This is a genomic window from Exiguobacterium sp. s189, assembly GCF_018617615.1.
Lineage (GTDB): Bacteria > Bacillota > Bacilli > Exiguobacteriales > Exiguobacteriaceae > Exiguobacterium > Exiguobacterium aestuarii_A.
The window spans coordinates 23,796-50,248 of sequence record NZ_JACSKM010000014.1; the positions used below are offsets into that span (position 1 = coordinate 23,796).

A 26,453-nucleotide genomic window follows, 5' to 3' on the forward strand; every position below is an offset into this window, starting at 1 on the left:
GTTACTTCACCATCCTTTGAGGAGCCTCCTCTTGCTCGACTTCCCTCTCTTCAACGAAAGTACTAGCCGTCACTCCACCAATCAATATGACAACGAGTAGGAACCACGCCCACCATGCTTGCGTCAACGACTCCGTCACCATGTAGTAAATTCCTGCTGAAAGAAGTGCTGTCCAGATACTGATGAGTAATTTCGTTTCACGCTTCTTCATCGATGGGACAGACAAGGCGAACAACGTCAATGTGGCCAATACCCAAAAACCAAGTAAAATCATATAACCAATCATCCGACTGCCTCCTGATCTGCAGGGTCTTCTTCAAATACGGGCGGTTCTTCAAAGTCGTCATTTAGTTCATCGTCAAAAACCGGGTCTTCTTCCACCTCTTCATCAGGGAATGTTGGAATGACCGGTTCGACCGGTTCAGGTGGCGGAAGTGGGACCGAGCTCTTCGTCACGATTTCCGGTGTCGGGGCATAAAAATCAAAACCGAGCAACTCCATCGTTTCTCCTTCTTCCGTCACTTTGACGCGATACAACTTCCCTGACTGGCCAGATTGTCCAGATTGTGTGACTGATGAACTGCCTGAAGGAAGCGATGACGAGAATCGGACGACTTTTTGATAAGGAACCGACGTCACTTCTTCCACTCGCGCCTCGTAAGCCGATTCAAACGGTTGCCCGAGTAATTGGACGGTCACCGCATTCCCTTCATTTAAAACGAGAATGGCATATGATGACTTCTCACGGTTTTGCACCGCAAAATTCGAGCGGGCGTCCACTTTCGTGTCATACCCGAGTTCGACACCAGACGGGAGCGTCTCATGCGGCACACGTTCAAGAATGGCGAACGGTGTGGCAGCAAACATGCGATAGAACGAAGAGCCGAGCGTCGTGAGCGCCTCAAAGTCTTCCCCGAACGATTTGAGACTAAAGATATCACCTGCTGCCATCTCGAATCCGTTCATTCGATCGAGCGTGGACTGCATCGCCGGAGTCGGGCTCACGGTAAACGAAGCGACGACTTCACTCTCCGCCGCGACTTGTTCCAGTGCGACCGTTGACTCAAGCATCGATGCCGCTTCCATCAATGCCGGGGCAATCATCGTCATCGTCACAGGTTGACCTTCGAGATACGGTTCAACTTTAGATTCATCGATTGCGGTCAACAATGGGTATTCGCCCTCATCCGTGATGGCATCGAGCGTGTTCGGTACATCGAACGTCACGACTTCTTTTCCGATTTCAATGACGGTCCCGTCCATCAGATTGACCGAAAACGGCATCGTGTTGAAATCTTTGATGGCGTTATCGAGACGAACGTCAGCTTCTTCCTTCGTCATCCCGGAAACATCGACGCCTGCGACTGTTGTTTCTGTATATGTAGTACTTGACTCGGCGGACGCATCTAAGTAATTGACGAGTCCGATGGTCGGTAGCGTCACGAGCATGACGAGTCCGATCAAAATGAAAAGATGCATCCCATACCGCTTCATGTAAAAATCCCCCTATGTTTCATATGTCTTCTATTCTATGTATCCGTTCAGTGTGTAACTTTAGTATAATATGTATTGTACAAAAAATAACAATTTATTCATTATTCCATACGTTATTTACCGATTGTTTTACTTTTTTTGAATAGGAGGTCAATGTCTTGTCGCATAACGAAAAAGGTTTTACGCTCGTCGAAGTACTGGTCTCTATTGTCGTCGTCTCCATCTTGGCAGGAGCCATGATGAGTATCTTCTCGCAAAGTCTTCGAATTACCTCTTCTGATTTAGATCGAACGGTTGCAAATCAAATTGCACAAAACACATTACATACAATCGAACGCCGAGCGAAGGAGGCCGATACTTTATTTTCTCTTGATACGCTTAAAAAAGATGTCAATGGCACATGTGATTTGTGTTCGGCCACAATCAACGGTCGCGACTATTCGATCGACATTGATTCCGTTCAAACTTCTTCGAACGTCATGGACGTAACCATCATCGTTGATTCCGATACGTTACTCCAACCAATCACGCTGAAAGGAGTCGTAACCGATGCGAGTCTCCATGAAAAGTTCCCTGAAACGAGTAATCCGGAAGCTACAACGCTCTGAAGAAGGTGTCACACTCGTTGAATTGTTGTTGGCGCTCGTTATTTCCACCATCTTCGCTGGAATCATCATCACGGTATTTTTATCTGGTACTCTTGGCTTTCGTTTGACGAATGATTCGAGTTCCCTTCGAGCAGAAGCGGACTATTTGATTGCCTCGGTCATGCAGGACTTGAACCAAACGAAATTTGATGCGATGACTGAACGTAATGGGGTCTATACGTTTCACGTCTTAAATGACCCGAAAGTATCGGCGAATGGGATTTTGTATCGTGAAAGCGGCTATCTCGATACCGGCAAAACATTATCCGCTGCTTCCTTCTCCTCTTCTTCGAATGATGTCGTACTCCAATCGATGGACATTTCGATTGTTGACGGTGCCGTCGAAGCGAGAGTCAATCAGCCATCCTACTATAAGTCTGGCTTGATTGAACTGACAATCACACTATCTCCAGCCAATGATCCATCTGAGACGAAGACGTTCAAGAGCGCCATCCCATTCTGAAAAGGAGTTTGTACCTATGAAGCAAGATGAACGAGGTTACGTCCTCATTCTTGTCCTCGTGACCATGGCGGCATTAGCCGTCTTGTCACTTGCTGCCATCCAAGTCAACTTGGCGACAAATAAACAGACCATCATTCGCGTCGACGAGACACAACTCGATGCCGACGTCAAAAGTACGTTAAATCTGCTAGTTGCTGAGTTAAAGACAACATTTAAGATTCAAGATAAGACAGTTGTGCCCAATTACATGAAATCAGAGCAAGCCTTTCAAGACAAAATCACTTCGTTACTCGTGAGTAATCAACCGTATACCGGAAACCAATTGTCTGGAGATAACGATATCGTCTATTCGATTGAACGCTCTACTGCAGATCGAACCGATGCCCCATTCACGACTGTCCTCACACTGACAGCAACGGGAACGACCGTCCCAAAAGCCGAGCAACCAAAACAAACGGCTACGTATACACAAGAAGTATATGTGACCGCCCTGCCATCTTTTTTGTATTACGTTCTCGGGTCTGACGAGCAATTGTCAGTCAATGGTCCACCTAAAATCACTGGAAACATCTTTGTCGGAAACAGTGATGTCGCGACGAACGAATTGAACGTTCAACGAACCGCATCCTACCAACTAGGTTCAACAAAGAAATCACTTGAAAATAGTTCGACAAGTCGATTTTATTTGGACGGAAAAATCGATTTAGCACCTGGAGCGACATGTGATGGTTGCGACTTAAACGAATATTTCACGAGTGACGCGACACCGATTGCAGGAGAAAAACCGCAAATTGGTGAGACTGATTCATCCTTCTCACCATTCAATTTTGACTATTCGATTATTCAATACGTCAATCGTTTTCAATCAGGTACAGAGCTAGACTATAAGGAGGCACCCCCTACTTCCATTTTTAAAAGTGGAAGAATAAATCCAATCAAAAATCCTCCTTATTTAGAGCAGCCTAACCTCGGTTTGACTGAATATATCGATAAACAACAAATCGATGCGATTGATTCTCTTAAAATCATTACATCACCCGTGTCTTCTCCATCCATCATCAGCGAATCAGTTGCAAGTTCGAATGTGCCACTCTTATTCGATGGGGATGTCATCATCGATGCGGTACGTCCAATTACAATCAGTCGACCACTTATTGTGAACGGAAACCTCACAATCCGAGGAAATGTTGCATTCAACACGACCGTATATACCTTGAAAGATGCCTTTATTGACCGTGCGTCCATTACGGGGGTCAGTCAGTCCCAAAACAGCTCTCTCGTTCTGTTAGCGAAAGGAAAAGTGTTGTTAAATCGAATCAATGAATTTGAAGACGCGACGACACCGCTCCAGGCATTTCTATATAGTGACTCAGAGGAGAAGAGTAAACTGTACGCGGTTGGCTCCATCATCAATATAAAAGGTGGTCTTTACAGTCGTGGTCCACTAGAAATCAATACATTCCGGGGAACGTTCCGCCCATTACCAACCCAAAGTGCAAAAGAGGCCCAGTTTGCACCAGGTAACCGGACTCAGACCGATGATATCGAAAAATCACGCCTGATTATGACATATAACGAAGGTGTTTTTGAACAAATCAATACGTTACCTGTTTCCGACCAGCTTCAACTATTCACGGCACGTCCTGTCAAACAATGAACATAAAAAAGAAGCCGAATCAAATCGGCTTCTTTTTCGTATACTTAGTAAAAATCACCCGCCGGCGTATCGACACCAGGGTTTGGATCGGTACCATCCTTCACTTGGACGTAGAAAAACTGAGAAATCGGCTTTGGCCCTTTACCTTCCGGGAAAGAGGCACTAACATCTTGTGTGACGATTCCTACTTTTGCAAGCCCCGGTTTCAACAATTTGAGTTCTCCCTGCTCAACCGTTATCACATCTGTTCCTTCCAATACCGTCAATCCGTAGCCCGTTACGTTTGCCGTATCTGGATAGAAGTTGATTTGTTCGCTATACGAATACGGACTGTCACTCATATACAGAATGACGTTCGGCGTCTTAATCGACTGCGGGTATTCTTTGACATTAATCAAGGTTTGTTTTGATTGTTCCGAATAGCCTTTCAGTTTGCCGAGTATGACTACGCCACCTTGGCTTCCATGTTCAGCGCGAATGGTCGCAACGTTTGAATCTCCACCAGTAACCGTCAATGCACTCGATGCGGACGTCCAATCGACAGGTAACGATTTTACCAGTGTAGCCCCATCTGATTTCGTCTGATCCAGAGTAATGGTTACCGATTGTTGGATGAGGTTTCCTTGCGTATCTTGATATACCCATAGTTCATTCGGATTCGGATTCAATGAGAGATTGGGCAACTTTACGATTACTTTTAAATCATTCGACTTCACGACATGACCATTCGGATACGTATACGTCGCCCGGATTGAAGTCTCACCTACCGTTTTTGGAGTGATCGAGACTGTTGTCTCATCTTCCTTCAGTTCAACAACACCGTCTTGATCGCTCTCCCATTTCACCTTAGTAGAATCAATGGTACCTGTGGCGTCTACTTTCACGGATGCCGTTTCACCTATATACAACGTCAACGTCTTCGGAACGGTTAAAGTCGTTCCTTTTACCGTAACGGTTTGAGATGATAATGTTCCTGGACTTCGATTTATGTCACGATCATGCTTCGTTGTACCTTGTCCAGAATGCTCCGCATAAAAGGTATACGCAAACTTACCTGGCTTAAATGTAAATGTTCCAGGTGTTGTCGCGGTTAAAGGAATGGAGAATTCAGAAATCACTGAGTTTTTATTCAGTACTTTGTTACATTTATTATCACTCTTCCCCTTCTCCTTCATACATTCTAGCGAAAACTTTCCTGTTAACTCTCGCGTCTCTTTATTGAAAGCAAAACCTTCAGGTAAGTCTTTATTATCAGGTACCGTAAACTCCTTAGGAATCTTCTCCACAATTTCTACATTCCATTGGATTAATTCATATGAATTTAGACTAGGACGGCCTTTCACTTCATTTAGAATTTTTTGGAGGTCAAAGGTATACGTCAACGTAAAGATTGATTGCACCCAATCTTCGTCTGGAGATATCGTTCGAATGACTTCACCTTTAACTGGTGTCGTGATCGGATAATCGCTATTTTTCTTAGCGAACGTTGAGGAGTAAATAGAAAGGATGAATACTGCTGCAATCAATATGATCAGGCCGTACTTGGATCTCGGTTGCTTGAACATGGAAAGTCCTCCAGTCGGTTTGTCGTCACACTTCTTCAGTTAATTCATACCCTTTCCAATCCCATTTAACAAGTTCATTTTTTCAAACTTTGGAAATGAGTTCTTACTTCACTGATGAAATACAGAGACCCGGTCACAATCAACGTCTCACTCGTCGGCGCTTCCATCCAATCGTTTAGCCATTCTTTCCATTCAACGAAGCGTGCCCCATCTTTTATAAGCTGCTCTTTCGTTCTCGCACGTGGAAAATCGAACGTCGTCTCGTACACGTCGCCAATCCCTTGAAGGGCGTGAATCATCGTATCACGGTCCTTATCTGCTAATATCGCTGTCAGCACGGTCACATCTGTCTCTTGTTTGGCTTGCATAACCAACGCCTCGATGCCTTCCTGGTTATGTGCCCCATCCAAGATCACTCGTGGTCGTTTGGAGACGAGTTCATATCGCCCCGGATGTTGTGCCCGCTCAAGACCCGACCGAATCGCCTCTTCCTTCCAACCGAGATGACGCGCTACGGCGACGGCACATGCCCCGTTATAAGCTTGATGATGACCCGTCAACCCGAGTACGACAGGTGGCATACCCTCATATGTAACGACAGTCCCAGCCCCGTCCTCGATTTCTGCCACAAGTGTTCGTACATCATGAATCGAAGCGCCTACGTCTTCTCCTTTTTGAAGCAACAGTTCAATCAACTTTTCCTCACCGACACTATGGAACATCGGCACGTCACGCTTCATGATGCCGTACTTCTCCATCGCAATCTCTTCAAGCGTATCGCCGAGAATCCCTTGGTGATCATGACCAATCGACGTCACGACGGTCGCAAGGGGATGTGTCAACACGTTCGTCGAGTCCAGTCGTCCCCCGAGACCGACTTCCCAAATGATCACATCAGGACGTGTGTCATCAAAATAGCACCAGGCCATCATCGTCAAGAGCTCAAATTCCGTCAATGTCTCCGGTGCCGTGTCCGCACACGCTTTGATTCGGTTCGCCACGTCGACGAGCGCGTCTTCTTGAATCGGTTCCCCGTTCAACATGATTCGTTCCTCGAACTGAATGATATAAGGCGACGTGAACGTTCCGACGGATAATCCATTCTCCATCGCCATCGCCCGTAAAAAGGCCACAGTCGACCCTTTTCCGTTTGTCCCTGCCACATGAATGGATGGACGTTCTTCTAATCCTAACTGCTCAATCATCCAGTTCATCCGCTCGAGACCCGGTTTGATCCCGAAGCGAAGCTGTCCACTCAACCAATCAAATACATCTTGTCTCGTCTTCATCTTCCACACTCCTACTGTTTACACTTCTGTTTCATCTTATCAAAATTCACGACAGCCGTTATGGAAAACAGTCTGTGCTATACTCGAAGCGAAGAAGGAGGCATGCGCCATGACAACTGACTGGAACTTCGAGGCGACGTACCTCGAACTGCGTGACATTTTTTATGACCGTGGACCCATCCATCCGGTCGACAATCCGACACTCGTCTTGTTTAACGATCCATTAGCCGCCTCGCTCGGGCTTGATACAGAAACACTTAAACAAGACATCGAATTACTTGCAGGCAATCGTCAAACCGAGACGTCGTTCTCGCAAGCCTACGCCGGACATCAATTCGGCAACTTGACGATGCTTGGGGATGGACGGGCCCTCATGCTTGGGGAGCACGTGACCCCGAACGGGAAACGTGTCGATGTGCAACTGAAGGGCTCTGGACCGACGGAGTACTCGAGAGGTGGCGACGGACGGGCCGCCCTCGGTCCGATGGTACGGGAATTCATTATCAGCGAGGCGATGCATGCGCTTGGCATCCCGACGAACCGGGCACTCGCCGTCGTGCAGTCCGGGGAAGCCATCATGCGTCAAGGTCCTAAGCACGGAGCCGTCCTGACCCGGGTCGCCTCGAGTCACTTGCGTGTCGGGACGTTCCAATTCGCGGCAGGTGCCGGCTCCATCGATGACGTCATCGCGCTCGCGGAGTTTGCGATCAAACGTCACGACTCAGACTTGATTGATGCACCCGATCGCTACGAACAGTTTCTCGGACGCGTCGTCGAAAGACAGGCGAGACTCATCGCCAACTGGCAACTCGTCGGGTTCATTCACGGGGTGATGAATACGGACAATATGTTCATCAGTGGAGAAGGTCTCGATTACGGACCGTGTGCGTTCATGGATACGTATCACCCGGAGACCGTCTTCAGCTCAATCGACCGGGAAGGACGATACGCCTACGGAAATCAACCGTACATCGGGTCTTGGAACCTTGCCCGACTCGCAGAGACATTACTGCCGCTCCTTGGGGAGACGAAAGAAGAAGCAGTCGATGTGGCAAACAAACAGCTCACCCGCTATACGGAGCTATATAAAGAAGCCTACTTTACCGGACTCGCGCACAAGATCGGCATATACGTCCGAAAAGACGGTGACGATGCACTAACCGATGATCTGCTCCGCTTGATGATGGAGACAGAAGCAGATTATACGAATACGTTCCGCTCGTTGACGCTCGGTGAAATCGATTCGATTTCATTCGTAACTCGGGAAGATGGGAAGGCATGGATCGATGCTTGGCAAAAACGCCTAAGCGAACAAGGTTTGCCGGATGAGGACGTAAGTCGAATCATGCGCCAATACAACCCGGCCGTCATTCCACGTAATCATCACGTCGAGAGAGCAATCCAAGCAGCAGAACGAGGCGACTTCGGTCCGACCGAGGCGCTACTCACGATTTTGCGTGACCCTTATAACTACGACCAACCATCTGAATACGTATCGGCAGGTCCAACTCGGACGTATCCGTATCAAACGTTTTGTGGCACATGAACCATTTCGCATTTGCGAGATGGTTTTTTTGAATCATTTTCCAATCTTTTAACGTAGGATAAGGTATTCCAAAAGGGAGGTACTTATATATGCGCTTACTCACCTCACTCGTCTCATTAGGATTTGCCTGTTTACTCGCACTCGAACTTTGGCAAGCCCCATACTTAAGCAATATCGTTTGGGCGATGCCCGTCTTTTTCTTGAGCGTGTCGTTCGTCCAGTACATGAAACATCTGAATGAGTCGGAATGGAGTGACACAAAATGAAAAAACTGATTCCATTGATGATCCTCATCACCACTTCAGCATCTTATGTAGTTTATAGTCTTTATTTAACTTTAGTCGATCAACCGATTCAGCCACAATTGACCGGTGTGGCGATTGGTCTTCTTTTCACGTCTTCATACTACATCACAACAGGCCGTGTGCCGTTTTGGAGTGAAGAGGAAGAGGCATGAAACGCATCTATATCGCTCTCTTGGTTATTGGTGCGGCTCTATATTCCACGTATATCGTCCACCTGTTTCGAATCGGTTTCACCACCCCACTGTATACTCAACTCCCAATGCTATTGGGGATTGGAATCATCGTCTGGTGGCTCGTACAAACAAGACCCGAACGTCGCTCTTAACGCTCGGGCCTTGATATTATTCTGAATCCCGAAAAGGAAACGATCCTGATGAAGGTTCCGGTAAAGAATCAGCTAGTGTCAACAACTCTTCTTCCGAGATATTTCCCGTTACGATGATCAATTTACCTTGAGATAAGTAATATAAGCCGTTCCCATATGCTTGCTCCAGTAGGTATGGTTTTGGCTGATCCGACATCTCCCCTTCGATTTCAGTGAAATTGTCCGTCTCAATGATACTGATGAGGTGTGTCTCATCGTATAACGTCCAAAGCTTCACCGGCCAATCGTTAACTGAATAGTCAGAGCTGATGACTTCCATCTCTTTGACTGGAAGATTTAATCCCTGAGTAGACGAACTGGACGTATCGGGTACCCCGAAGCGTTGCATCCCGCGTTGCGCCCATCCCTTCTTACCATCATGAATGAATACGCCAAACGGGTTCGCACGGTCTGGGACGGTCATCGCAACTAAACCGATTCCTCCGACCATCGTCTCCGTTAACATGTGATCCTTCGACAACTGTTTTGTCGAGCCATCTTCATATTGAAGAGTGATTTGTGCTACGACCGCGTCCGAGACCTTTTCTGTCCCTGGTGGTACTTCGGCAATCATCGTCCCTGTCACTTCTGCGTCGGGAAATTGTGATTCATCGATTCCTTCCACTTGCTCTACTTTTTCCACCTCACCCGTCTCCACAGACTTCGTCTCTTCAGGTGTCGTACACCCCGATAATCCCAATACAAGAACACACATTACCCCAATTCTTCTCATCTCGTAGCCCCTTTTCAATGATTGCTAATGTTTACTTTCACCAAAGCACCAACACAAAATCTCTTTTGTACATAAAGGATCTTTATTCTGTATCATCGAAAGGAAACGACACAGATGAAGGTTCCGGTAAAGAATCAGCTAGTGTCAACAGCTCTTCTTCCGAGAGGTTTCCTGTCACGAGAATCAGTTTGTCTTGACTGATGTAGTAGATTCCATTGCCGCTCGGCTGGTTCAATCGATCATACTCCACTCCATCTGCATGACGATTGATTCGCTCACCGTCTCCCACACTGAATGCATCGGTCATCAAAATGGTGACTAGTTGCGTCTCATCATATAACGTCCACAGTTTTACAGGTCGTTCCACGTCATCGATTTCACTATCGATTGTATACATCAAATCTTGTGGGAGCGCCAAGTCGTGACGTCTTTTATCAGAAGCGTCAGTAATCCCAAAATGCTTCATCCCGTGCATGACCCATTCCTTGTCACGTGAATAGTGATATACCCCGAAGGAAGGTGTTTGGTTCGGATGACCAATCGCGATCAATCCGATGTCTCCGACTGTCGTCTCATAGATGACATCGTTTTTAGAAAGGTGTCCTTCTGACCCGTCCTTGTATTGAAGTGTAATTTGCTGAACCACCGCATCTGATAGCGATTCGGTGCCTTTTGGTACATCTTCAACTAGCGTACCTACCCATTCAGGCGAGGTGGTCACTTCAATCGTCTCAACTTCATCTCTGTCTTTCTTTATAGACTTCGTCTCTTCTGATGTCGTACATCCAGTCAGCCCCAACACAAGAACACACATTAACCCGATTCGTTTCATCTTGTATCCCCTTTTCTACATCTACCTCTCCAAATTCTACCAAAACACAAAAAAACCTTCTTCAGAGAATTAATCTCCAAAGAAGGTCCATGTCTTATTTACGCAACTCTTCCAAACGGGCGCGGACCGCGTCACGCTTGTCGAGGTAGTCTTTTTCTTTTGCTTTTTCTTCGTCAATGACGTGAGCCGGTGCCTTGGCGATGAAGCCTTGGTTTCCGAGTTTCTTCTGTACGCGCTCGACTTCTTTCTCATACTTCGCCACTTCTTTTTCAAGACGCGCGATTTCTTCTTCGAAGTTGATGAGGTCTGCGAGCGGGATGAAGAGCTCCGCGCCTGTCATGATCGCTGACATCGACTTATCCGGAGCCGTGAGGCCACGTCCGATTTCGAGCTCTGTCGCGTTCGTGAACTTGCCGATCGTCATTTCGTTCGCGCTCAAGTAACCTTGTGTCGCATCGTCGCTCGTCGAGATGAAGAGCTGGATTGGTTTCGACATCGGTGCGTTCACTTCGGCACGGATGTTACGAACCGAGCGGATGACGTTCATCACAGCTTCAAACGCTGGAACTGAATCTGCGAAGTGAAGGTCGTCACGACGCGTCGGGTAGCTTGCACGAACGATTGAATCGCCTTCGTGCGGCAAGTGCTGCCAGATTTCTTCTGTCAAGAACGGCATGAACGGGTGCATGAGACGCATGATTGAATCGAGCGTATGCGCGAGGACCGAACGTGTCGTGTGCTTCGCTGCTTCGTCCTCACCGTAGAGCGTGAGTTTCGCCATCTCGATGTACCAGTTACAGAACTCTTCCCAGATGAAGTTGTACAAGTAGCGACCTGCTTCACCGAACTCGTACTTGTCGACGAGGCGTGTCACTTGGTCGATCGTATCGTTCAAGCGTGTCAAGATCCACTTGTCGGCAAGCGTCTTCTCGCCCGTGAGGTCGATCTCTTCCACTTTGAGTCCATCCATGTTCATGAGAGCGAAACGGCTCGCGTTCCAAATCTTGTTCGCGAAGTTCCATGTCGACTCGATCTTCTCCCAATAGAAACGAAGGTCGTTCCCTGGTGTCGAACCTGTGAGGAGGAACCAACGGAGTGAATCGGCTCCGTACTGGTCGATGACTTCCATCGGGTCAACGCCGTTACCGAGTGATTTCGACATCTTGCGTCCTTCCGAGTCACGGATGAGACCGTGGATGAGGACATCGTTGAACGGTTGCTTCCCTGTGAACTCGAGTGATTGGAAGATCATGCGTGATACCCAGAAGAAGATGATGTCGTATCCCGTAACGAGCGCGCTCGTCGGGAAGTAGCGGTTGAAGTCCGGTGCGTCCGTATCCGGCCAGCCCATCGTTGAGAACGGCCAAAGCGCTGACGAGAACCATGTGTCGAGGACGTCTTCGTCTTGTGTCCAGTTCTCACTGTCCGCTGGTGCTTCTTTTCCTACATACACTTCGCCTGTCTCGTTATGATACCAAGCCGGGATGCGGTGGCCCCACCAAAGTTGACGGCTGATACACCAGTCGCGGATGTTCTCCATCCAACGGAGGTATGTGCCTTCGAAGCGTTCTGGGACGAAGTTGACTTTCGTGTCGGCGTTTCCTTGTGCTTCAAGTGCCGCTTTCGCGAGTGGCTCCATATCAACGAACCATTGTTTCGAAAGGTATGGCTCGATGACTGCGCCTGAACGCTCTGAGTGACCGACCGAGTGCGTGTGCGGCTCAATCTTCACGAGTGTGCCGTCCGCCTCTAAGTCTTTGACGAGTTGCTTGCGGCACTCGAAGCGGTCGAGCCCTTCGTACTTGCCAGCGTTCTCGTTCATCTTCCCGCCTTCGTCCATGACGAGGATGCGTGGAAGTTCGTGACGGTTTCCGATTTCAAAGTCGTTCGGGTCGTGGGCTGGCGTAATTTTCACGCAACCTGTACCGAACTCCATGTCAACGTAGTCGTCCGCAACAATCGGAATCTCACGGTTCATGACCGGAAGCATGATCGTCTTGCCGATGAGGTGTGTGTAACGCTCATCTTTCGGGTTGACGGCAACCGCCGTATCCCCGAGCATCGTCTCAGGACGTGTCGTCGCGATTTCGATGTGACCTGAACCATCAGCGAGTGGATACTTCATGTGATAGAACGCACCCTCGACTTCTTGGTAAATAACTTCGATATCCGAAACGGCCGTCTTTTGAGCCGGGTCCCAGTTGACGATATATTCGCCACGGTAGATCAAACCTTTTTCATACAAGCGAACGAATACTTCTTGAACGGCTTTTGAGAGCCCTTCGTCGAGTGTGAAGCGTTCACGTGAATAGTCGAGGCCGAGACCGAGTTTAGACCATTGGTCACGAATCGTCTTCGCGTACTCGTCTTTCCATTCCCACGTCTTCTCGAGGAATTTCTCACGTCCGAGGTCGTAACGCATGACGCCTTCTTCGCGGAGTTTTTGTTCAACTTTCGCCTGTGTCGCGATGCCGGCATGGTCCATCCCTGGAAGCCAGAGCACGTCATAACCTTGCATGCGCTTGAGGCGCGTCAACAAGTCTTGGAGCGTCGTGTCCCAAGCGTGACCGAGGTGTAGTTTCCCCGTAACGTTCGGTGGTGGGATGACGATTGTGTACGGTTGTTTCGAATCGTCCTCGTCTGCTTTAAATACATCGTTTTCTAACCAGTAGTCGTACCATTTTGACTCCGTCGCACTTGGGTCGTACTTCGTCGGCATGGTAATTTCATTTGTCTCATGGGCCATGTGTGGCGCCTCCTCTATTTCTTAATGAACACAAAAACGGCTTCTCTCGTCCTATACGCTAAGGACGAAAGAAGCCGTGATCTTCCGCGGTACCACCTTAGTTCGCCAACAAGTGGCGCACTCAAAATCGAATAACGGTCGATGGACCGAACTTTCTTACTCCATTCAGAAAGTCAGCTCCGAGGCGACTTCCGCGTCCATCCCTCGCAACCTTTCACCAAGCGGTCGCGTCTCTAAAAAGGAATGGATGATGCGTACTACTCCTCATCAAAGCAATTCATCATATCTGTTAAATAATTGTAGCGACAGAAACGTCAGCAGTCAAGATTAGAGTGAAAACTCTTCTTGAAGCTCCTTGAACGTCGCTTCGACCGCTGCGATCGTCTTCTCGATATCCTCATCCGTATGCGCCGTCGAGAGGAACAATCCTTCGAACTGTGATGGTGGCAAGAATACGCCGCGCGCTGCCATCTTCTGATAGTACGAACGGAACATCTCGAGGTTCGCCGATTTCGCTTTCTCGAAGTTCGTCACTTTCTCATTCGTGAAGAAGAAACCAAACATCGAGCCGGCACGGTTCGTGTCGTGCGGGATGTTGTATTTCTCACCAGCTTGCGTGAAACCTTCCGCGAGACGGTCTGCCTTACGCTCGAACTCCGCATAGTGCTCTGGTTTGAGTTGAGAGAGTGTCGTGTAACCGGCAATCATCGCGAGTGGGTTACCTGAGAGCGTACCCGCTTGATAGATCGGACCTTGCGGCGCGATCTGTTCCATGATTTCACGTTTCCCGCCGTAAGCACCGACCGGAAGTCCACCACCGATGACCTTACCGAGACATGTGAGGTCCGGTGTGACACCGAAGTATCCTTGTGCACAGTTGTACCCGACACGGAAGCCCGTCATGACCTCATCAAAGATGAGAAGCGCGCCATTTTGTTCCGTGATTTCACGAAGTCCTTCGAGGAACCCTGGTTGTGGTGGCACGAAGCCCATGTTTCCAGCTGCTGGTTCGACGATGACACCAGCGAGGTCGTCACCGTATTTCTCAAACGCGACGCGGACAGCGTCCAAGTCGTTGTAAGGAACGGTGAGCGTATGGCTCGCGAGCTCTTTCGGTACACCTGGTGAGTCCGGGAGACCGAGTGTTGCGACACCAGAACCGGCTTTAATGAGAAGCGAGTCGCCGTGTCCGTGGTAGCATCCTTCGAACTTCAAGATCTTCGTCTTCCCTGTATAGCCGCGTGCGAGGCGAAGTGCCGCCATCGTCGCTTCCGTACCCGAGTTGACCATGCGGACCATCTCGATTGATGGGACGCGGTCGATGACGAGTTCTGCCATCTTCGTCTCGAGCTCGGTCGGCGTACCGAACGTCCAGCCTTTTTCAGCTTGTTCTTGAATCGCTTTCGTGACGACAGGGTCACGGTGACCGAGGATGAGGGGTCCCCATGAGAGGACGTAATCGATATACTCGTTGCCGTCGATGTCATAGACGCGTGAACCTTCACCACGTTCGGCGAAAATCGGCGTCATACCGACCGATTTGTAGGCACGGACCGGACTGTTGACACCGCCTGGCATGAGTGGGCGGGCTTGTTCGAACGCTTCTTGTGAGCGTGTTTGGTTGTATGTCATGCGTAGTCTCCTTCCAAATAGCGACAGACGTCTTTTGCGAAATACGTGACGATGAGATCGGCACCGGCACGCTTGAATCCGACCATCGTCTCCATGACGATGCGTTCTTCGTCAACCCAGTCGTTGAGTGACGCGGCTTTGATCATCGCGTACTCTCCGCTCACGTTATACGCCACGATTGGCATATCGAGTGAGTCGCGCATATCACGGATGATGTCCATGAACGCGAGAGCCGGTTTGACGATCATGAAGTCGGCACCTTGTTCGACGTCCGATTGTGACTCGCGGAACGCCTCACGACGGTTCGCCGGGTCCATCTGATAGCCTTTACGGTCGCCTTCACCTGGAGCCGATTGGGCAGCGTCACGGAACGGTCCGTAATACGCCGACGCATATTTTACGCCATAGCTCATGATTGGGATGTGGCTGAATCCGTTTTGGTCGAGACCTTCACGGATGGCTGCGACGAATCCGTCCATCATCGAGCTCGGCGCGATGATATCGGCACCCGCTTGTGCTTGCGTGATCGCTGTCTGGACGTGAAGTGGAAGCGATGCGTCGTTATCGACGTCCCCGTCCTTCACGAGACCACAGTGACCTGTAGACGTGTATTCACACAGGCACGTATCGGCGATGACTGTGAGCTGTGGCGCCCACTCTTTCACTTTACGGATCGCTTCTTGGACGATACCGTGGTCGTGATACGCTTCACTGCCTTCCGGGTCTTTATGTTCCGGCACGCCGAACAAGAGCACGGATTGGAGACCGAGGTCGACGATTTCTTTGATCTCTTCTTCGAGTCGGTCAAGTGAATAATTAAAGACGCCAGGCATCGAGCTGACTTCACGTTTAATGTTAGTCCCTTCAATGATGAAGAGTGGGTAAATCAAATCTTCTTTCCGAACATGATTTTCACGTACGAGGGCACGCATCGACTTCGATGAGCGAAGACGACGGTGACGGTCAAACTGGTTCATGAAAAATCCTCCCCTACACACTGTATTAATGCATCCATAGTATAACATTCTGGCACTCGTACCGGTAACGTCGACACTTGTCGGACGGCACGTTCGGTCACTTCGCCGATGGCGTACCACGTCCCATTGAAGCGGGACAAGTGCGGTGTGAGCGCCTCGACGGCCGACGGGCTCAAGACGAGCAGCGCCTTCACGGTCTCGAGTTGTTGCTGTTGCGCCGGTGTCAACGGCACGGGGATCGTCTCGTAGACGACCCAGTCCTGCACGTGAGAGAGCATCGTCATGTGCTTCGTGTTCGCCAAATTCCCACGCGCGAACAAGACGACCTCATCGGCGGAAACGACATCGCGTAACTGCTCAAAGAGTGCCTCACCCGTATACGTCTCCGGCATGAGCGAGACGGTAAATCCTTCCGCTTCAAGCGCCCGTTTCGTCTTCTCACCGACAGCAGCGACTTTGACGTCACGCATCAGATTTCGAAGCGCGGGCACCGCGTTTTGACTCGTGACGACGAGCCAGTCGAATCGTTCCACGGGTGGTGGGACGTGCGTCTCTCTCGTCTGAATAAGCGGGACATGATGAACGGAAAGACCGCTCGCCTCGAGCAGCGCCCGTTGCGAAGCGGTCATTCGTTTCGTTCCCGTGTACCAGACGTCACTCATTGACCGAGGCGAGGATTTCACGTCCGCCACGTCCGAGCAATTCTTCTGCGACGTCCATTCCGAGTGCGACTCCGTCCGTTGACGTTTTCGTCACACGAAGCACTTCTTTCCCGTCCACTGACGCGATGAGGCCCGTGAGCGTCACTTCGTCACCGTCGACCGTCGCGTAACCGCCGACTGGGACGTGACAGCTTCCTTCGATGGCTTTTAAGAAAGTCCGTTCCGCTGTCGCGGCTTTTGCCGTCACATCATCGTGTAACAACTGAAGCACTGCCGTTACTTCTGCATCGTCTTTTCGGCTCTCAATCGCAAGAACGCCTTGTCCGACAGCAGGTACCATGACGTCCGGGTCAAGCGCTTCGAAGTCGACACGGTCCGTCCAACCCATCCGTTCGAGCCCGGCTTTCGCGAGCAAGATGGCGTTGTAGTTCTCCGAATCCAACTTCTTCAGACGCGTGTCGATGTTTCCGCGAATCCATTGAATTTCAAGGTCAGGACGTGCCGCTAAAATCTGTGCACCGCGACGGAGTGAACTCGTTCCGACGATTGAACCTTTCGGAAGCGTCTCGAACGTGTAGCCGTTCTCGCAGATGAGGACGTCACGCGCGTCGACTCGTTTCGGCATGCAGCTGATATAGAGTTCTTCCGGAAGTTCGGCTGGAACGTCCTTCATGCTGTGGACGGCGAAGTCGATGTCCCCGTCGAGCATCTGTTGTTGAATCTCTTTGACGAATAGACCTTTCCCGCCGACTTTTGACAATTGTACGTCGACGATTTGGTCCCCTTTCGTCACGATTTCTTTAATTTCGAACTCGTTTTGTGCTCCGGCTTTCTTCAATTGTTCGATGACCCATTTCGTTTGAGTCATGGCGAGTTGGGAACGGCGTGAGCCGACGATGATTTTTCGCATGTTGAGTCTCTCCTTCATAGAAAAAGGCGACACACGTCGCCTTTTATATCTTGTTAGCGCATCAATGCGCGAAGTGGTGCTTTGGCAGAAGTGGCATCCGTTTCTTCCACTTCGTCTACCGGCTGTTCTGGTAACTCGACATCGAGTCCGAACGTCTCGACAAACTGGGCGATCCGAACGTTCGCGTCCGGCTGTGCCGCTGCGTCTTTGATGTAGTCGATTGGGTCACGAAGCATCTGGTTGATGATCGACTTCATGTGCTTCCCGATGACTTTCTTGTCGCGCGCCGACAAGTGATCGAGCTTACGCTCTAGACTCGTCATCGTGTCTTCTTGAATATCAAGAGCACGGGCACGCAACTCGTTCATGATCGGTACGACACCGAGTGTGACGAGCCATGTTTGGAACTCTTGAATCGCTTCATCGATTTTCATCTCGATCTTCTCGGCCTCGAGGAGACGAGCTTCGAGATTCTTGTTGACGATTCCATTCAAATCATCGACATCGAACAAATGAACACCTGGAAGTGTCGCGACCGCTGGATCGATATCTCGCGGCACAGCAATGTCAATGAGAAGAAGTGGACGTTCACGGCGCAACAATTGTGCCGCTGCCACATCGTCATATCCGATGACGGCGTCTTTCGCTCCGGTCGAACTGATCAAAATATCCGCATCGAGTAAGCCGCATGCGATTTCACGAATCGAATGGGCACGACCTTTGAACTTATCCGCAACAGCTTTCGCTTTGCTCTCCGTTCGGTTGAAGACGGCGATTTGTTTCGCACCAGCCTCGAACAAATTGAGTGTCGTCAATTCACCCGTTTCTCCGGCTCCGACGACGACAACTTGCTTATCGTCGAGCTGTTGGTACATCTCTTGTGCGAGCGTCACGGCAGCCGAGCTGACCGATACAGACATTTCCCCAATTTGCGTGTCCGTATGGGCGCGCTTGGCGAGTGTGACCGCTTCTTTGAATAATTTGTTGAAGACCGTTCCTGTCGTTCCATGCTCTTGGGCACGGAAGAAACTTGTCTTCACCTGACCTAAAATTTGTGTTTCCCCGATGATCATCGAGTCGAGGCCCGATGTGACACGGAATAAGTGACGAATCGCCTCTTCCCCTTCTCGAATCGACAAGTATGGTGTGAACTGCTCCATCTCTAGGTTGAACCAGTTCGCCAAGAAACGTTTCGTGTAATAACGTCCAGTATGGAGTTGATCTGTCACGACGTACAGCTCCGTCCGGTTACACGTAGACAAAATAACCGACTCGAAAATGCTCTTCTCTTCGCGAAGTGCAATCATCGCATCCACGATTTCTTGCTCCCCAAACGAGAACTGCTCCCGAATCGCGACAGGGGCTGTCTTGTTATTTAGTCCAACGACGACAATATGCATGTATCTCTTCCCCTCATCTAAAATCCACCGACGGTTGTCTCTTCTTTTTTCAATCTCTACCGTACATTATAACAGTTCTTATCTGGTAACTATAATCTTCTGTTTGATTTTCCTGAAATAAAATAAGAACTTTTTGTGACAAAAAGAAGTAGAAATGGCGAAACCCCATTTCTACCCTTCTTCTTATGAATGTGGTGAGTTTGGATCCGTAATAATAGAGCTTTCCGTCTCTTCTTTGTCTAAATATTGTTCGCGCTCTTTTAGTTTATAGATGCGAACGATATTCTGGACAACCGTTTTGGCGACCGCATAGAACGGTACGGCGATGAGCATCCCGATGATCCCAGCCAAATTCCCAGCCACGAGCAAGACGATGATGATCGTGAGCGGGTGGACTTTCAAGGACTTCCCTTGAATGAGCGGTGAGATGACGTTCGATTCGATTTGCTGCACAATGATGATGACAACGATGACCCAGATGACTTTAATCGGATCTTGAATGAACGCCACGATGACAGCCGGTACGGCACCTAAGAACGGTCCGACGTATGGGATGATGTTCGTCACCATCATGAAGAGCGCGAGCAAGATGGCATAATCTACCCCGACGATCCAAAGTCCGATGAGCGACGTGATCCCGACGAAGAACGCGACGAGCAACTGTGCGTTGACATAGCTTCGCACCGTCTCGTGCATGTCATGCAAGATGTGGCGTGTCTCTTTCTCATAGCTCGATGGCAAGAGTTTGACGATAGCGTCCGGTAGACGCTTCCCGTCAAGCAACATGTAAAGAAGCATGAACGGAATGACGACGATTGTGATGACCGCCGACGTCACGAATCCGACGACTTGCCCGAATGACGACGCGATGTTTCCGAACAAATCTCCTAAATACGACGTGATGTTCGTCGTCAAATTGCGGAACATCTCATCATTTTGTGCCATGAAGCGCGACAAGAACTCATTTTGGAGCAACGTGTCACGAACGGCGAACGCTTGTTGCTGAAGCTCTTTCGCGATACTCGGCATCGCATTGATGAGCGACGTAACCTGTTCAGCAAGGACCGGTCCGAGAATACTGAAGACGATGGTAAAGATGAGTACGAGACCGATCAGTGTCATCGCGACCGCAAGTGCGCGTTTCCCTTTCAACCGTTTTTCTAAAAAGTCGACGATGCCGACCAAGAAATAAAAGAAGAGTCCGGCCACAATGAGTGGGACCGTGACGAGTGCCAAAATGACTTGAATCGGTTCAAACACGAATGAGATCTCTGTTCCGACCCAAATGACTAAAAAGATGGTCAGCGTCCAAAAGAGGGCGCGGTACCATTTGTTTTCAAACATGCGCTGCATTTCTCCACCTCGTTTACGATTATGACTATGTACTAACTATGATTATACGATAATTACCCGCTTGCGGGATGAGAAAAACAAAAAGGCGAAGGAATCCCTTCGCCCATACTTCATTCACCTTCCGTGATGAGTGCATAAATTGCTTTCCACGCATCGTCTTTTCCTTCTGCTGTTTCGGCTGAGAAAGCGACGAAACGGTCAGATGGATCGAACTGAAGCTTACGTTTTACCGCTGCCTCGTGCTTTTGACGCTGGCTCTTCTTGATCTTATCGAGCTTCGTCGCTACGACGATGACCGGAATCTCATAGTGCTTCAAGAAGTTGTACATCGTCACATCGTCACCCGTCGGCTCATGACGGATATCGACGAGTAAGACGACGCCGCGAAGCGCCTCTTGGCTCGTCAAATATTGCTCCATCATGACGCCCCACTTCTCACGCTCCGTCTTTGATACTTTCGCGTAACCGTATCCTGGAACGTCAACGAACATGATTTCATCATTGATGTTAAAGAAGTTGAGGGTCTGAGTCTTTCCTGGTTTCGAAGACGTCCGTGCGAGCGCCTTCCGTTGGCAAATCTTATTGATGAACGACGACTTCCCGACGTTCGACCGTCCGGCAAGCGCCACTTCCGGCAACTCATGGACCGGATAATGGTCTGGCGCGACGGCACTCGTCACGAATTCTGCTTTGTTGATCTTCATTTAATTTCCTCCAAATGCTACATCTAGTACTTCATCGAGTGTCGTCACGGGAACGAACGTCAGTTTCTCACGCACCGTTTCTTGAATGTCATCGATGTCTCGCTCATTATCTTTCGGAATGACGATGGTCGTCAACCCGGCCCGATGAGCAGCGAGCGCTTTTTCTTTCAATCCACCAATCGGCAAGACGCGTCCACGGAGCGTGATCTCGCCTGTCATCCCGACATCACGATGGACTTTCTTCCCGGTCAACGCGGAAATGAGTGCTGTCGCAATCGTGATCCCGGCCGATGGTCCATCTTTCGGTACGGCCCCTTCCGGAACGTGGATGTGGATGTCTTGTCGCTCATAGAACGTCGGGTCAATCCCGAATCGCTCCGCATTCGCGCGGACATAGCTATATGCTGTCTGTGCAGACTCCTGCATCACGTCACCGAGTTTACCCGTCAACTGAAGTTTGCCTTTCCCTGGCGCGAGCGCCACTTCGATTGTGAGCGTGTCTCCACCGAACGCCGTGTAGGCAAGACCTGTCACTGCACCGATTGAATCCTCGGTCTCCCCTTTTCCGTAACGATACTTCGGTTTTCCGAGATACGTGCTGATGGCTTTCTTCGAAATCGTGACCCGTTTCTTCTCACCGATTGCGATTTGTTTTGCTGCTTTACGGCAGAGCGAACCGATGACGCGTTCTAAGTTTCGGACACCCGCTTCACGTGTGTAGCGGCGTACGACTTCATAGAGTGCATCTTCTTTGATCGTCAATTGGCTCTTCTTCAATCCGTGCTCTTTCAACTGTTTCGGCACTAAGTGACGCTTCGCGATTTCGACTTTCTCGAGCTCCGTATACCCACCGATTTGGATGAGTTCCATCCGGTCAAGGAGCGGTGCCGGAATTTGCGAGACATCGTTCGCTGTCGCGATGAAGAGGACGTTCGACAAATCGAACGGTTCTTCGATGTAGTGGTCCGAGAACGATACGTTTTGCTCTGGGTCGAGTACTTCGAGCATCGCCGACGCCGGGTCTCCTCTGAAGTCAGAAGCCATCTTGTCGATTTCATCGAGTAAGAAGACGGGGTTCTTGCTTTCCGCTTGCTTCAACCCGCGGATGACACGTCCTGGCATCGCGCCGATATACGTCCGGCGGTGACCACGGATTTCTGCCTCATCGCGTACCCCACCAAGTGAGACACGAACGAAGTGACGTTCAAGCGCCGAGGCGATGGAACGGGCGAGCGAAGTCTTCCCGACCCCTGGAGGTCCGGCGAGACAAAGGATTGGTCCACGAAGCGAGTTCGTCAACTGACGGACGGCCAAGTATTCGAGGATTCGGTCTTTTACTGACTCTAAACCGTAATGGTCATCGTCAAGGACGTCTGCCGCATGTTTCACATCGAGCTTGTCTTCCGTCTCGATGCCCCATGGAAGGGATGCGACCCAGTCAAGGTAGTTACGGATGACCGCATACTCCGGCGACGTTTGTGGGACGACGTTCAATCGCTCTGCTTCACGCATGACGTTCTTTCGAGTCGTCTCTGGCAAGTCGAGCGCCTCTAACTTCTCGCGGAGGCGGTTCGGCTCAGACTCTTGCGTCTGGTCGCCGAGCTCTTGTTGAATCGTCTTCATCTGTTCCCGTAAGTAATACTCGCGCTGCGACTGCTCAATCGACTTCTTCGTCCGCTCACGCATCTCTTGCTCGAGTTCGATCACTTCCACCTCATGTGCGATGATTTCAAGCAGTTCTAGCCCTCGTTTGACCGCATCTGCTTCTTCGAGCATCGCTTGGCGAAGTTCGACATCGACATCAAGTTTCGACGTGATATAGTCCGTGAGCGACTCAAGTCGCTCATACATCTCGAAACGACGACGTTCGTCCGGGGACATGCCTTTGATGTTGGCGACAAGTTTTCCGAACTGCTCTTTCAACAGACGGACGAGCGCCGTACGCTCGACCTCTTCCCCTTCAGCAAGCTCGAGTGGTTCGACGTTGGCGAACCAGCCTTCATCCGTCGATTCGACCGAGTCGACGCGGACTCGCTCTTTCCCGACGATGCGAACCCGAATCGTCTCGTTCGACAATTCGCTCATCTTGGCGATATGGACACGCGTTCCAATCGTGTACAAGTCTTCCGGTTCTGGTGATTCGTTTCCGGTCTCTTTTTGAGTGACGACAATTAAATCCGTCTCATGCTCCTTTGCAGCAAGGAGCGCCCGAAGTGATAACGGGCGTCCGACATCGATTGTCACACCGATGAGCGGATATACGACGACTCCTCGCAACGGAAGGATTGGTAATTTTTCCATCTACAACGCCTCCTGTGCAAAAAGGCCCAAAACTCGGAGTGTGCCGAGTGTTTGAGCCTTCTTCGTTAACAAATTATGCTGTCTCTTTGTTGTCCCCTGTCTGTTCGACAGTACCATCACGAAGGACGTATTTCGGACCGGCAAGACCCGTAATCGTTTCATCTGTGATGATGACTTTCTCGATATCGTCACGCGATGGGACGGTGAACATCACATCGAGCATCATTTCTTCGATAATCGAGCGGAGACCGCGCGCGCCAGTCTTACGTTTGATCGCAAGTTTGGCGATTTCGATCAATGCCTCGTCTGTGAACGTCAATTCGACATCGTCAAGCTCGAGCATTTTCTCGTACTGACGAACGAGGGCATTTTTCGGCTTCGTCAAGATTTCAACGAGTGCTTCCTCATCGAGTGTCGTGAGCGTCGCCATGACTGGCAAACGACCGATGAACTCAGGAATCAAACCGAATTTTTGAAGGTCTTCAGGAAGTGCGCGGGCGAGCAAGTCTTCTTGCGTCAACTCGCGATTCTCTTGATCGTTTCCGAAACCGATGACTTTCTTCCCGATTCGGCGTTTGACGACCGATTCAATCCCAGCGAATGCTCCGCCGACGATGAAGAGAATGTTTGTCGTATCGATTTGGATGAATTCTTGATGCGGATGCTTACGTCCACCTTGTGGCGGTACGCTTGCTGTCGTGCCTTCAAGAATTTTAAGGAGTGCCTGCTGAACGCCTTCACCGGATACGTCGCGCGTAATCGATGGGTTTTCAGACTTACGAGCAATCTTATCGATCTCATCAATATAGATGATTCCTTTTTCAGCCTTCTCGACATCGTAGTCAGCTGATTGAATCAATTTGAGCAAGATATTTTCGACGTCTTCGCCGACGTAACCCGCTTCCGTCAAGCTCGTCGCATCCGCAATTGCGAATGGGACGTTCAAGACGCGAGCCATCGTTTGGGCGAGAAGCGTCTTCCCGCTACCAGTTGGTCCGATCATGACGATGTTCGACTTCGCAAGTTCGACATCATCCGAACGACCGCCGGCGTTGATGCGTTTATAGTGGTTATAGACAGCGACTGAAAGCGCACGTTTCGCGCGGTCTTGTCCAATGACATAATCGTCTAGGATGTTACGAATCTCTTGTGGTTTCGGAATGTCTTTGAATTCGACTTCTTCCTCTACACCGAGCTCTTCCTCAACGATTTCATTGCAAAGTTCGATACACTCATCGCAAATGTATACGCCTGGTCCGGCGACTAACTTACGAACTTGTTCTTGCGATTTTCCGCAAAACGAGCACTTGAGTTGCCCCTTTTCCTCGTTAAATTTGAACATTCGATACACCCCTTCTGTGGTGAAAATGGATGTAAGTGCGATAAATCGCGATTTGTATTTTCTGGTGCGATGCACCGTGAAAAGACATTTTACATCTCTGCGTTGAAATAATTGTAGCATGAACATATTGCGACTTCAAAGAATTACACATCCAAAGTGTTGTGACAGAAAAAAGGACGACCGCTAAGCAGTCGTCCCACTAAAAATCAACTTACTTCGCTTTACCGTTTTCAACGAGGATGTCGATCGCTTTACGGAATTTGAGGTCACCTTTAAGTGTCTCAAGACCGCCTTGTGGAGCGAGCATCGTACGGAGTTGGTCCGGTGCGATGTTGTAAAGTTTAGACATTTCTTCAAGCTCTTTCTCAGCATCTTCGTCAGATACTTCGATTGCTTCTTTGTCAGCGATTGCTTTCAAGACGAGACGAGCTTTAACGCGCTCTTCAGCTTGCTCTTTCATCTCTTCGCGCATTGCTTCTTCAGAAGTACCAGTGAGTTCGAAGTACATGTTAAGGTCGATTCCTTGTGAAGATACACGTGAACCGAACTCTTGTACCATGCGGTCTACTTCTTGGTCAACGAGAACTTGTGGTACGTCGATTGTCGCGTTAGCAGTTGCCTGCTCAACGAGTTGGTCGCGCATTGTACCTTCAGCTTCTTGTTTCTTACCAGCTTCTAAACGCTCACGGATGCTCGCTTTCAACTCGTCGAGTGTCGAAACAGACTCGTCGATGTCTTTTGCGAACTCGTCGTCGAGTTCAGGAACTTGTTTTGTTTTCACTTCGTGAAGTTTGACTTTGAATGTCGCTGGTTTACCCGCTAAGTTTTCAGCGTGGTACTCTTCAGGGAATGTTACTTCAACGTCTTTTTCTTCACCAGCAGTCATGCCGACCATTTGCTCTTCGAATCCTGGGATGAATTGACCAGAACCGATTTCGAGTGTGTAGTTCTCAGCTGTGCCGCCTTCGAACTGCTCACCGTCAGCGAAACCTGCGAAATCAAATACAGCTGTATCGCCGTTTTCGATTGCACCTTCTTTAACAGCGAGTTCTGCGCCTTGCTGTTGAAGTGCTTCAAGTTCTGCTGTTACTTCGTCTTCTGTTACTTCAGTTGAAACAGCTTCGTACTCGAGGCCTTTGTATTCGCCAAGCTCAGCTTCTGGCTCAACCACGAATGTCACTTTGAAAGCGACTGGTTTGCCTTTCTCGAGCGTGCCGTCTACATCGATGTTTTCGAGCGCGATTGGTTCGAAACCAGCTTCTTCAACCGCACCTTGGATTGTGTCGCGGTAGAGAATGTCGAGCGCATCTTGATAGAGTGCTTCTTCTCCATACATTTTGTTGAACATTGGGCGTGGCAATTTCCCTTTACGGAAGCCAGGCACGTTCAAGTCTTTGACGACTGTTTTAAATGCGGCGTCAACTGCTTTATCAAAAGCTTCTGCAGGAGCTTCGTACGTGAGTACGCCTTGGCTACCTGATGTTTTTTCCCATTTTGCTGTCATGCTAAGTCCCTCCAACAATTCGTTTAT

Annotated in this window: 24 protein-coding genes and 1 other annotated feature; of the genes, 7 read left to right on the top strand and 17 right to left on the bottom strand. The window is 49.6% G+C overall.

Annotation, left to right across the window (positions count from 1 at the left end; all coding sequences use genetic code 11):
- Window position 1: 1 nt before the first annotated feature.
- Together KNO99_RS13785 and KNO99_RS13790 are read right to left on the bottom strand one after the other, a co-directional pair.
- Window positions 2-286 (bottom strand): hypothetical protein, encoded by a 285-nt coding sequence (locus tag KNO99_RS13785; protein WP_214749695.1) that lies wholly within the window; start codon window positions 284-286, stop codon window positions 2-4.
- Window positions 283-1,494, bottom strand: a complete 1,212-nt coding sequence (locus KNO99_RS13790) for a G5 domain-containing protein (RefSeq protein WP_214749698.1) — start codon at window positions 1,492-1,494, stop codon at window positions 283-285. Before KNO99_RS13790 ends, KNO99_RS13785 begins: the two co-directional genes overlap by 4 nt.
- A gap of 158 nt (window positions 1,495-1,652) precedes the next feature.
- On the opposite strand from KNO99_RS13790, the gene KNO99_RS13795 reads away from it, so the two are divergent.
- From KNO99_RS13795 to KNO99_RS13805, 3 genes are read left to right on the top strand one after another with little or no spacing between them, the layout of a single operon-like run.
- On the top strand, window positions 1,653-2,102 hold the full coding sequence (locus KNO99_RS13795) for a prepilin-type N-terminal cleavage/methylation domain-containing protein (protein ID WP_214749701.1): 450 nt from the start codon (window positions 1,653-1,655) through the stop codon (window positions 2,100-2,102).
- Window positions 2,044-2,604: a PilW family protein gene (locus tag KNO99_RS13800; protein ID WP_214749704.1), complete on the top strand. Its 561-nt coding sequence runs from the start codon at window positions 2,044-2,046 to the stop codon at window positions 2,602-2,604. Before KNO99_RS13795 ends, KNO99_RS13800 begins: the two co-directional genes overlap by 59 nt.
- Window positions 2,605-2,620: 16 nt before the next feature.
- Window positions 2,621-4,261, top strand: a complete 1,641-nt coding sequence (locus KNO99_RS13805; protein ID WP_214749707.1) for a hypothetical protein — start codon at window positions 2,621-2,623, stop codon at window positions 4,259-4,261.
- Between the two features lie 44 nt (window positions 4,262-4,305).
- On the opposite strand, the gene KNO99_RS13810 is transcribed toward KNO99_RS13805, so the two are convergent.
- Together KNO99_RS13810 and KNO99_RS13815 are read right to left on the bottom strand one after the other, a co-directional pair.
- Complete coding sequence (locus tag KNO99_RS13810; protein ID WP_214749710.1) at window positions 4,306-5,826, bottom strand: hypothetical protein; 1,521 nt, start codon at window positions 5,824-5,826, stop codon at window positions 4,306-4,308.
- Between the two features lie 74 nt (window positions 5,827-5,900).
- Window positions 5,901-7,115 (bottom strand): bifunctional folylpolyglutamate synthase/dihydrofolate synthase, encoded by a 1,215-nt coding sequence (locus KNO99_RS13815; protein WP_214749713.1) that lies wholly within the window; start codon window positions 7,113-7,115, stop codon window positions 5,901-5,903.
- Window positions 7,116-7,224: 109 nt separating this feature from the next.
- Here KNO99_RS13815 and KNO99_RS13820 point away from each other — a divergent pair, with 109 nt between their 5' ends.
- The 4 genes from KNO99_RS13820 (at window position 7,225) to KNO99_RS13835 (ending at window position 9,291) form a co-directional block, all read left to right on the top strand.
- Complete coding sequence (locus tag KNO99_RS13820) at window positions 7,225-8,661, top strand: protein adenylyltransferase SelO (RefSeq protein ID WP_214749716.1); 1,437 nt, start codon at window positions 7,225-7,227, stop codon at window positions 8,659-8,661.
- A gap of 89 nt (window positions 8,662-8,750) precedes the next feature.
- Window positions 8,751-8,927, top strand: coding sequence for a hypothetical protein (locus KNO99_RS13825; protein ID WP_158024788.1), 177 nt, complete (start codon window positions 8,751-8,753; stop codon window positions 8,925-8,927).
- Entirely contained in the window at window positions 8,924-9,118 is a 195-nt protein-coding gene (locus KNO99_RS13830) for a hypothetical protein (RefSeq protein WP_214749719.1), read from the top strand. Before KNO99_RS13825 ends, KNO99_RS13830 begins: the two co-directional genes overlap by 4 nt.
- Complete coding sequence (locus KNO99_RS13835; protein ID WP_214749722.1) at window positions 9,115-9,291, top strand: hypothetical protein; 177 nt, start codon at window positions 9,115-9,117, stop codon at window positions 9,289-9,291. Before KNO99_RS13830 ends, KNO99_RS13835 begins: the two co-directional genes overlap by 4 nt.
- Window positions 9,292-9,307: 16 nt before the next feature.
- Here KNO99_RS13835 and KNO99_RS13840 read toward each other — a convergent pair whose 3' ends face one another.
- From KNO99_RS13840 to tig, 13 genes are all read right to left on the bottom strand, one after another.
- Complete coding sequence (locus tag KNO99_RS13840; protein ID WP_214749725.1) at window positions 9,308-10,063, bottom strand: hypothetical protein; 756 nt, start codon at window positions 10,061-10,063, stop codon at window positions 9,308-9,310.
- 82 nt (window positions 10,064-10,145) lie between these two features.
- Complete coding sequence (locus KNO99_RS13845) at window positions 10,146-10,895, bottom strand: hypothetical protein (RefSeq protein WP_214749728.1); 750 nt, start codon at window positions 10,893-10,895, stop codon at window positions 10,146-10,148.
- 94 nt (window positions 10,896-10,989) lie between these two features.
- Window positions 10,990-13,641, bottom strand: coding sequence for a valine--tRNA ligase (locus tag KNO99_RS13850; RefSeq protein ID WP_214749731.1), 2,652 nt, complete (start codon window positions 13,639-13,641; stop codon window positions 10,990-10,992).
- 57 nt (window positions 13,642-13,698) lie between these two features.
- Window positions 13,699-13,921, bottom strand: a binding site (T-box leader).
- Window positions 13,922-13,968: 47 nt separating this feature from the next.
- The gene (gene hemL, locus KNO99_RS13855) at window positions 13,969-15,273 is read right to left on the bottom strand and encodes a glutamate-1-semialdehyde 2,1-aminomutase (RefSeq protein ID WP_031421390.1); all 1,305 of its coding nucleotides are present in this window, start codon (window positions 15,271-15,273) and stop codon (window positions 13,969-13,971) included.
- Window positions 15,270-16,250 carry a porphobilinogen synthase gene (gene hemB / locus KNO99_RS13860; protein WP_015881120.1) on the bottom strand — a complete coding sequence of 327 codons (981 nt, stop codon included), beginning with the start codon at window positions 16,248-16,250 and terminating at the stop codon, window positions 15,270-15,272. Before hemB ends, hemL begins: the two co-directional genes overlap by 4 nt.
- Window positions 16,247-16,942, bottom strand: coding sequence for a uroporphyrinogen-III synthase (locus KNO99_RS13865; protein ID WP_371743098.1), 696 nt, complete (start codon window positions 16,940-16,942; stop codon window positions 16,247-16,249). Before KNO99_RS13865 ends, hemB begins: the two co-directional genes overlap by 4 nt.
- Window positions 16,905-17,822, bottom strand: coding sequence for a hydroxymethylbilane synthase (gene hemC / locus KNO99_RS13870; protein WP_214749734.1), 918 nt, complete (start codon window positions 17,820-17,822; stop codon window positions 16,905-16,907). The genes KNO99_RS13865 and hemC overlap by 38 nt, the downstream gene beginning before the upstream one ends.
- Window positions 17,823-17,875: 53 nt before the next feature.
- Window positions 17,876-19,222 carry a glutamyl-tRNA reductase gene (gene hemA / locus KNO99_RS13875; protein WP_214749736.1) on the bottom strand — a complete coding sequence of 449 codons (1,347 nt, stop codon included), beginning with the start codon at window positions 19,220-19,222 and terminating at the stop codon, window positions 17,876-17,878.
- A 183-nt stretch (window positions 19,223-19,405) separates the two neighbouring features.
- Window positions 19,406-20,575 (bottom strand): AI-2E family transporter, encoded by a 1,170-nt coding sequence (locus tag KNO99_RS13880; RefSeq protein ID WP_214749739.1) that lies wholly within the window; start codon window positions 20,573-20,575, stop codon window positions 19,406-19,408.
- A gap of 110 nt (window positions 20,576-20,685) precedes the next feature.
- Window positions 20,686-21,279, bottom strand: a complete 594-nt coding sequence (yihA, locus tag KNO99_RS13885; protein WP_214749742.1) for a ribosome biogenesis GTP-binding protein YihA/YsxC — start codon at window positions 21,277-21,279, stop codon at window positions 20,686-20,688.
- On the bottom strand, window positions 21,280-23,580 hold the full coding sequence (gene lon, locus KNO99_RS13890) for an endopeptidase La (RefSeq protein WP_214749745.1): 2,301 nt from the start codon (window positions 23,578-23,580) through the stop codon (window positions 21,280-21,282).
- A 73-nt stretch (window positions 23,581-23,653) separates the two neighbouring features.
- Window positions 23,654-24,922 carry an ATP-dependent protease ATP-binding subunit ClpX gene (gene clpX / locus KNO99_RS13895; RefSeq protein ID WP_015881113.1) on the bottom strand — a complete coding sequence of 423 codons (1,269 nt, stop codon included), beginning with the start codon at window positions 24,920-24,922 and terminating at the stop codon, window positions 23,654-23,656.
- Between the two features lie 211 nt (window positions 24,923-25,133).
- Window positions 25,134-26,426, bottom strand: coding sequence for a trigger factor (gene tig / locus KNO99_RS13900; protein WP_214749748.1), 1,293 nt, complete (start codon window positions 26,424-26,426; stop codon window positions 25,134-25,136).
- Between the last annotated feature and the right edge of the window lie 27 nt (window positions 26,427-26,453).

What these genes read in the sequence shown, in the direction of transcription:
- KNO99_RS13845 (WP_214749728.1), bottom strand. Translation starts at nt 10,895, where the DNA reads ATGAAACGAATCGGGTTAATGTGTGTTCTTGTGTTGGGGCTGACTGGA.
- hemB (WP_015881120.1), bottom strand. Translation starts at nt 16,250, where the DNA reads ATGAACCAGTTTGACCGTCACCGTCGTCTTCGCTCATCGAAGTCGATG.
- KNO99_RS13835 (WP_214749722.1), top strand. Translation starts at nt 9,115, where the DNA reads ATGAAACGCATCTATATCGCTCTCTTGGTTATTGGTGCGGCTCTATAT.
- yihA (WP_214749742.1), bottom strand. Translation starts at nt 21,279, where the DNA reads ATGAAGATCAACAAAGCAGAATTCGTGACGAGTGCCGTCGCGCCAGAC.
- KNO99_RS13820 (WP_214749716.1), top strand. Translation starts at nt 7,225, where the DNA reads ATGACAACTGACTGGAACTTCGAGGCGACGTACCTCGAACTGCGTGAC.
- KNO99_RS13810 (WP_214749710.1), bottom strand. Translation starts at nt 5,826, where the DNA reads ATGTTCAAGCAACCGAGATCCAAGTACGGCCTGATCATATTGATTGCA.
- KNO99_RS13880 (WP_214749739.1), bottom strand. Translation starts at nt 20,575, where the DNA reads ATGCAGCGCATGTTTGAAAACAAATGGTACCGCGCCCTCTTTTGGACG.
- tig (WP_214749748.1), bottom strand. Translation starts at nt 26,426, where the DNA reads ATGACAGCAAAATGGGAAAAAACATCAGGTAGCCAAGGCGTACTCACG.
- hemC (WP_214749734.1), bottom strand. Translation starts at nt 17,822, where the DNA reads ATGCGAAAAATCATCGTCGGCTCACGCCGTTCCCAACTCGCCATGACT.
- KNO99_RS13785 (WP_214749695.1), bottom strand. Translation starts at nt 286, where the DNA reads ATGATTGGTTATATGATTTTACTTGGTTTTTGGGTATTGGCCACATTG.
- KNO99_RS13800 (WP_214749704.1), top strand. Translation starts at nt 2,044, where the DNA reads ATGCGAGTCTCCATGAAAAGTTCCCTGAAACGAGTAATCCGGAAGCTA.
- clpX (WP_015881113.1), bottom strand. Translation starts at nt 24,922, where the DNA reads ATGTTCAAATTTAACGAGGAAAAGGGGCAACTCAAGTGCTCGTTTTGC.
- KNO99_RS13840 (WP_214749725.1), bottom strand. Translation starts at nt 10,063, where the DNA reads ATGAGAAGAATTGGGGTAATGTGTGTTCTTGTATTGGGATTATCGGGG.
- KNO99_RS13850 (WP_214749731.1), bottom strand. Translation starts at nt 13,641, where the DNA reads ATGGCCCATGAGACAAATGAAATTACCATGCCGACGAAGTACGACCCA.
- KNO99_RS13815 (WP_214749713.1), bottom strand. Translation starts at nt 7,115, where the DNA reads ATGAAGACGAGACAAGATGTATTTGATTGGTTGAGTGGACAGCTTCGC.
- hemL (WP_031421390.1), bottom strand. Translation starts at nt 15,273, where the DNA reads ATGACATACAACCAAACACGCTCACAAGAAGCGTTCGAACAAGCCCGC.
- hemA (WP_214749736.1), bottom strand. Translation starts at nt 19,222, where the DNA reads ATGCATATTGTCGTCGTTGGACTAAATAACAAGACAGCCCCTGTCGCG.
- KNO99_RS13805 (WP_214749707.1), top strand. Translation starts at nt 2,621, where the DNA reads ATGAAGCAAGATGAACGAGGTTACGTCCTCATTCTTGTCCTCGTGACC.
- lon (WP_214749745.1), bottom strand. Translation starts at nt 23,580, where the DNA reads ATGGAAAAATTACCAATCCTTCCGTTGCGAGGAGTCGTCGTATATCCG.
- KNO99_RS13825 (WP_158024788.1), top strand. Translation starts at nt 8,751, where the DNA reads ATGCGCTTACTCACCTCACTCGTCTCATTAGGATTTGCCTGTTTACTC.
- KNO99_RS13830 (WP_214749719.1), top strand. Translation starts at nt 8,924, where the DNA reads ATGAAAAAACTGATTCCATTGATGATCCTCATCACCACTTCAGCATCT.
- KNO99_RS13790 (WP_214749698.1), bottom strand. Translation starts at nt 1,494, where the DNA reads ATGAAGCGGTATGGGATGCATCTTTTCATTTTGATCGGACTCGTCATG.